This window comes from Nocardia sp. NPDC004582, assembly GCF_053602115.1.
Map to the genome: position 1 here is coordinate 22,104 of NZ_JBSGCY010000084.1, position 6,700 is coordinate 28,803.

Genomic DNA, 6,700 nt, shown 5'->3' on the forward strand with positions numbered 1-6,700 from the left:
CGAACAGCACAGGAATGGAACTGGTGGAACGGATGACGGTCACAGACTTCGAGGTAGACGAGGCCGTGGCGACCGCTCAGGTGAGCGGGATCACATCGGCGACGATCGTGCGCGTGGTGCGCGAGACCGCCGACGCGGTGTCGCTCGAGCTCGTTCCCGACGCCGCGCACGCCGAACGGTTCTCCTACCGTCCGGGCCAGTTCCTCACCCTGCGCATCCCCAGCGACCTGACCGGCTCGGTCAGCCGCTGCTACTCGCTGTCGAGCGCCCCGCACGAGGGTGGCCCGCTGAAGGTCACCGTCAAGCGGACCGTCGACGGCTACGGCTCGAACTGGCTGTGCGACAACGCCGCCGAGGGCCTGGCCCTGGACGTGCTGCCGCCCGCCGGCATCTTCACCCCCGACTCGCTCGACACCGACCTGCTGCTGTTCGCCGGCGGCAGCGGCATCACCCCGGTGCTGTCCATCCTGAAATCCGTGCTGGCGCAAGGCGCCGGCCACTGCACGCTGATCTACGCCAACCAGCACGAGAATTCGGTGATCTTCGCCGAGGAGCTCGCGGAACTGGCTGCCGCGCACCCGGATCGGCTGCTGGTGCTGCACTGGCTGCAGTCCGTGCAGGGCCTGCCGAGCGTGGCCACCCTGGCCTCCTTGGCGCGGCCGTGGGCGGGCCGGGAGGTCTTCGTCTGTGGTCCCGGCCCGTTCATGGACGCGGTCGCCGCCGCCATGACCGAGCTGGGCGCGGACCGCAAGCGCGTGCACGCCGAGAAGTTCGTCTCGCTGTCGGGCAACCCGTTCGAGATCGACACCGCCGCGAGCGAGGTCGTGATCGACGCCGGCGACGCCGCGACCGTGCAGGTCGAACTCGACGGCGAGAACCACGAAATGCCGTGGCCGCGCCGGCAGACCCTGCTCGACACCATGCTCGCCAAGGGACTGGACGCCCCGTACTCGTGCAAGGAAGGCGCGTGCAGCGCCTGCGTGTGCCGCGTCCTGACCGGCGAGGTCACCATGCGCCGCAACGAGATTCTGGAGGAGGAGGACATCGCCGACGGCTATGTGCTCGCCTGCCAGGCCGTTCCGGTCACCGACGACGTCACCGTCACCTATTCCTGATATCCCGAATCTCCCGAGGAGTATCACCATGGCTGCCTTCGCCTCGCTCGGCTACGTGCGCGCCCACATCGCCGATGTGGACGCCTGGCGCGCGTTCGCCTTCGACACCATCGGCTTCGCCGAGGGCACCGGCCCCAACCCGGACTCGATCTACCTGCGCGTCGACGAGCACACATACCGCCTGGAACTGGTCCCCGGCGACCGCGACGCGGTCATCGCCGTCGGCTGGCAGGTCGCCGACCGGCGCTCGCTGAACCTGGTGCGCGAGATCCTGGAGCAGGCCAAGGTCGAGGTCACCGAGCTGTCGGTGGCCGAGGCCGTGAACCGGCACGTCGAGGAGGCCATCTCCTTCGTGGACCCGTCCGGCTTCACCGTCGAGGTCTTCCACGGCCCGCTGCTGGACCACAGCCCGGTGGTCGGCAAGTTCGGCAACCGCTTCGTCACCGGCGATCTGGGCCTGGGCCACGTGGTGCTGCCGGTGCGCGACATCGAGGAAGCGCGCCAGTTCTACACCGACGTCCTGGGATTCGCCTCGCGCGGCTCGTTCCGGGTCGGCCCGCCCGAGCACCCGATCTGGATCCGCTTCATGGGCGTCAACGCCCGGCACCACAGCCTGGCGCTGATCCCCGGCTCGCGCCCGGACGGCCCCGGCATCGTGCACGTCATGATCGAGGTCGACTCGCTCGACGATGTCGGCCGTGCCCTGGACCGCGTCAACAAGGCGGGCTACCACCTGTCCTCCACGCTGGGCCGCCACACCAACGACAAGATGATCTCGTTCTACGTGCGCACCCCCGGCAACTGGGATCTCGAATTCGGTTGCGAGGGCATGCTCGTCGGCGACGACTACGTGGCCGAGGAGATGACCGCCGACAGCTACTGGGGTCACGAATGGGCCCGCGGCTAGGACAGTGAGATCGCGGTCGGCACCCTGACCCGAGGCTAGGACGAAACATGCGCGCGGTAGTCATGCGGAACCGGAAGCTCGTCGTCGACGAGATTCCGGAACCGGTGCCCGGACCGGGTCAGGTGCTGGTCGAGACCATCGCCTGCGGGATCTGCGGGTCCGACAAGCAGGCCCTCGACTACACCGACGAGTTCCTGCAGGCCTCGCGCGACAGCGGGGTGCCGACCTTCCTGTTCGACCCGTGCCGGGATCTGGTGCTGGGCCACGAACTGTCCGCCCGCGTCATCGGCGCGGGACCGGACACGCCGTTCGTCGAGGGGCAGGCCGTGGTCGCGCTGCCCTGGGCGCTCGACCGCGCGGGCGGCATCCACGGCATCGGCTACTCCAACGAATTCCCCGGCGGGTTCGGTGAGCGGATGGTGTTGCAGGCCATGGCGCTCGAACCGATTCCCGGCCATGTGCCCCCGCACGTCGCCGCCCTCACCGAACCCCTCGCGGTCGGCTTCGGCAATGTCGCCCGCACCGGGATCGGGCCGGACGGCACCGGCATCGTGATCGGTTGCGGCCCCGTCGGTCTGGGCGCGGTGGCCGCGCTGGCCGAACGCGGCGTCGCCCCCATCGTCGCCTCGGATCCCTCGAAACTGCGCCGCGAGGCCGCGCTGCGGATGGGTGCGCACCGCGTGGTGGACCCGGGCGCCGAGGATCCGGTGGAGGTCTGGCAGGAGCTGGCCATGCCCGGCCAGAAACTGCACGTGTGGGTCTGCGCCTCGGTGACCGGCCTGCTCAACGACCTCCTGTACAAGGTGCCGCGCGAGACCGCGATCCTGCAGATCGGCGCGGTCATGACCGACGACGTCATCCGGCCCGTCGTCGGCCTCTACAAGGACATCTCGCTGCAGATGTGCATGGTCTACCCGCAGGAGGAGTACGCGAAGACCCTGCGCCGCATCGCCGACGGCACCGTGGACGCCGCCTCGCTGATCACCGATCAGGTGGGGCTGGACGGGGTCGCCGACGCGATCGAGGCACTGCGCGATCCCGACGACCACATCCAGATCCTGGTCCGCCCTCAGTGGTGAGCCCGCACCAAGCGGCAGAAGTCGACGGGCGCGAGTCCGTCCGTGCGCTGCCAGAGCGCGGCGTCGACGGTGTCCCGTTGCGAGATGTGTTCGGCGACCGTGAATCCGTGCGCGTTCAGCAGGGCCGTCACCGACTCGGGGGAGAAGTGGCTGAGCATGGGCTCGCCCTGCTGCGCGGAGGCCAGGCGGGCGAATTGCGCGAACACCCGGCCGGATTCGTCCTGTAGTTCCTCCGGGAGCGCGTATTCCATGACCAGTTCGGTGCCGGGCGCGAGACCGGACAGGGTGTCCAGGGTGGCGGCGATCGCCGGTCCGGTCAGGTACATGGTGACGCCCAGCCAGCTCACCAGGGCGGGGCGATCGGGGTCGAAGCCGTGGGCCTTCAGCTGGGCGGTCAGATCGCCGCGCTCGAAGTCGACGCCGACGAATTCCGCCGCCGTCGTATCGAATCCGGCGTCGGCCAGCAGCTCCCGCTTCCATGCCTGCGTGGCCGGATGGTCCACCTCGTAGACGGCGACCCGCCCGGCCGGCTCGGCCCGCCAGGCGAAGGTGTCGAAACCCGCGCCGAGGATCACGTACTGCTCGAAACCGCCTGTCGCCAGCCGGGTCTCGGTGTAGTGCGCACGGGCGCTGACCTGGGATCGGCTGCCGCTGAGGACCGGGTGATCACCGGATTCGCGATGGTAGGCCAGCAGTTCGGCGGCACGGTCGCCCAGCAGTGTCGCGGCCACGGTGTCATGGAACAGATGCGGCGGGTGATCCACGACCAGATGCGCGGCGCGCGCCGCGGCCGCGATCATCGCGGTCCGGCTCGGGCCCTTGTCGCTCGGTGCGCCGTCGTCCATCGAATTCTCCCATCATCCGGAATTCGGCAATTGCCGTGAGATCCGATGGTAGACAGGAGAATTCGATTCCGCTTTCACCATATCACAAGAAAATAACGTCCCGGTGGCGGTTGATCGTCATCGGATCATCGATCCGTGAAGGTGATCCGGACGGTCACCGGATCGCTCTCCAAAGCGGCGAACATGCCGCGCGCCAGTGGCGCCAGCAGCGGATGTGGGGCGAAGCCGCGGGTGCGCGCCACCACATCGTCGTCGGGGAGCAGCGCGGCGGTGCCGCTGCGCCAGCGATCACCCTGGCGGACCCGGACATTCGGGTTCGCGGAGATGTTCAGACCCCAACCCGAGCGCAGGCCGTGCTGGCAGATGGCCCACGCGCCCTCGTCGTCGAACAGCAGTGACACCGGGACCCGGCGCGGCTGCCCGGACTTACGGCCGACGGTCTCGATCTCGCTGGCGAAGGCGGTGCGGATGCCGATCCGGTCCAGTGCCCGGACCGCCGGGTTCATGACGTGGCGGCCCATGGCGCGCTCGACGCGGAACTTGCGGGCGGCGCGGTCGGCGGCGGTGCGCGGGGCGGCGGACCGCTTGCTGCGGAAGGCGTCGAAACCGTTGCGGCGCAGCATGGTCACCGCGGTGCGCCACGGCGAGCGGTCCGGATCGGGGGCGCTGCCCGCGCCCAGCAGATGCAGCTGGTCGGTGTGCCATTGCAGGTCCAGCGCGCCGTCGAAGGACTTGAGCCCGCCGTTGGCCGCCAGCCGCGGCGGCAGGCCCAGCGTGATCGCTGGGGAACGCAGCGCGGCGGTGCGCGCGCTGAGCAGATCGGCCGCGGCGGTGGGGATCACGGCGGTCGGGCGGCCCAGGCCGATCACATCGCAGGTGCCCTCCGCCAAGGCCTCGGACATGGCCGCGCGGGAGCGGAACCCGCCGGTCACCGCGATCGGCACCGAGCCGGCCGCCTGCCGGGCGGTCTCGGCGTAGTCGAGGAAGTAGGCCTCGCGGGCCCGGGTGCTCGCCGACGCGGTGCGCGGACGATCGAGCATGGCGGGGGATTCGTAACTGCCGCCGCTGATCTCGATGAGGTCCACCGCTTCGGCGGACAGCCGTTCGATGACCGCGCGCGACTCGTCCTCGGTGAAACCGCCGCGCTGGAAGTCGGCCGAGTTCAGCTTGATGCCCAGCCCCAACCCGGGGCTCACCGCGGCCCGGATGCCGCGCACCACCTCGAGCACGAAACGGCGGCGGCGTTCGGCGTCGCCGCCCCAGCCGTCGGTGCGCTGGTTGGACAGCGGAGACAGGAACTGGGACACCAGATAGCCGTGCGCACCGTGGATCTGCACGCCGTCGAATCCGGCGGCCTCGGCGACGCGGGCGGCGGCGCCGAAGCGGGCGATGATGTCGAGGATCTCGTCCTCGGTCAGCGCGCGCGGCGCGGGCATGCCCGGAATGCCCATGGCGATGGCCGACGGCGCGACCGCGCGCGTCCGGGTGACGATCGGATTGGCCTGCCGGCCAGGATGATTCAGCTGCACCCAGACCCGCGCGCCGCCGTCCTTGGCGACGTCGGCCCAGCGGGTGAGCGCGGCCAGGTGGCGGTCGTCCTCCATGGCCACATTGCCGGGTTCGCCGCAGTGTCGCCGGTCGACCATGACATTGCCGGTGACGATCAGGCCGTAGCCGCCGCGACTCCACTGCTCGTAGAGGCGTTCCAGGCGCGCGTCGGGGGCATTGTCGCCATTCGCCAGACCCTCGCTCAGGGCCGACTTCATAATGCGATTGGGTAGCACCTGACCGCTGGTCAATCGCAGCGGATCGTGCAGGGTCGGCTGTGCGGTTGCCGGCGGCATGGGTGTCCCGATTCCTCGTGGAAGTGGTGGCAAGCGGACTACACTTGGGTAGACCAATCGGTATATCCGACACGGTAGTACACCGATCGGTATACAGCAAGGAGGAACCGTCCATGGGTGCCCGCGACCGCCTCATCGACAGCGCCATCGCCCTGATGCGCTGCAACGGCATCGCCGGAACCGGCATCGCCCAGCTGCTCGAACACAGCGGCATCTCCCGCCGGTCCATCTACCTGAACTTCCCCGGCGGCAAATCCGAACTCGTCGCCGAGGCCACCCGCACCGCCGGCCAGGCCACCAGCGCCCTGATGCGCACCGTCACCAGTGGCACCGACCTCGCCAGCGCCATCGCGGCCTTCCCGGCCATGTGGCGTGACGTCCTGGTCACCAGCGATTTCGCCGCCGGCTGCCCGATCACCGCCGCCGCTCTGGGCCGCACCGAATCGCCGGAGGCCGCCGACGTGGCGGGGGAGACCTTCGAGGAATGGGAGGCCATCCTCGCCACCCGGCTCGCGGCCGAGGGCGTCGAGGCCGACACCGCCCGCTCGCTGGCGACCACGATCATCGCCGCCATCGAGGGCGCGGTCGTCATGTCGCTGGCGAGCCGGACGACCGAGCCCCTGGAACGTGCGGGCAAGCAGATGGCCGACCTCGTGGCCCTGCACACGGCGACGAAGACGATCGTCTGAGGCTTCGATCCGAGCGGGTCCGATCGGACCGGGCCGAGACCGCCGTCGCGCCGGCCGAGGCCGGTGGCGAAGTCGGCTATCGAGCGCCGTCCGCCGCGAGTACCGCCTCGACCTCGTCCGCCGCCGGAACCGATGCGCTGGCGCCCAATTTCGTGGTGGCCAGGGCCCCGGCGGCGCAGGCCCAGGCGAGCGCGGCCGCCGGGCCCTCGTGCCAGTACGCC

Annotated in this window: 6 protein-coding genes; 4 read left to right on the top strand and 2 right to left on the bottom strand. The window is 70.1% G+C overall.

Annotated elements, in window-relative coordinates; translation table 11 throughout:
• The first annotated feature begins 32 nt into the window (after positions 1 to 32).
• The 3 genes from ACWELJ_RS22140 to ACWELJ_RS22150 are packed head-to-tail and all read left to right on the top strand — an operon-like array spanning position 33 to position 3,101.
• A complete protein-coding gene (locus tag ACWELJ_RS22140; protein ID WP_452368027.1) occupies positions 33 to 1,115 on the top strand; it encodes a 2Fe-2S iron-sulfur cluster-binding protein in 1,083 nt (360 codons plus the stop codon).
• Between the two features lie 28 nt (positions 1,116 to 1,143).
• Positions 1,144 to 2,022, top strand: coding sequence for a VOC family protein (locus ACWELJ_RS22145; protein ID WP_452368028.1), 879 nt, complete (start codon positions 1,144 to 1,146; stop codon positions 2,020 to 2,022).
• Positions 2,023 to 2,069: 47 nt separating this feature from the next.
• A complete protein-coding gene (locus ACWELJ_RS22150; RefSeq protein ID WP_452368029.1) occupies positions 2,070 to 3,101 on the top strand; it encodes a zinc-binding dehydrogenase in 1,032 nt (343 codons plus the stop codon).
• Here the strand turns inward: ACWELJ_RS22150 and ACWELJ_RS22155 are convergent.
• Positions 3,092 to 3,946: a class I SAM-dependent methyltransferase gene (locus ACWELJ_RS22155; RefSeq protein WP_452368030.1), complete on the bottom strand. Its 855-nt coding sequence runs from the start codon at positions 3,944 to 3,946 to the stop codon at positions 3,092 to 3,094. The genes ACWELJ_RS22150 and ACWELJ_RS22155 overlap by 10 nt on opposite strands.
• Before the next feature lie 125 nt (positions 3,947 to 4,071).
• Complete coding sequence (locus ACWELJ_RS22160; protein ID WP_452368031.1) at positions 4,072 to 5,790, bottom strand: nitroreductase family deazaflavin-dependent oxidoreductase; 1,719 nt, start codon at positions 5,788 to 5,790, stop codon at positions 4,072 to 4,074.
• 113 nt (positions 5,791 to 5,903) lie between these two features.
• Here ACWELJ_RS22160 and ACWELJ_RS22165 point away from each other — a divergent pair, with 113 nt between their 5' ends.
• Positions 5,904 to 6,479: a TetR/AcrR family transcriptional regulator gene (locus ACWELJ_RS22165; RefSeq protein WP_452368032.1), complete on the top strand. Its 576-nt coding sequence runs from the start codon at positions 5,904 to 5,906 to the stop codon at positions 6,477 to 6,479.
• Positions 6,480 to 6,700 lie beyond the last annotated feature (221 nt).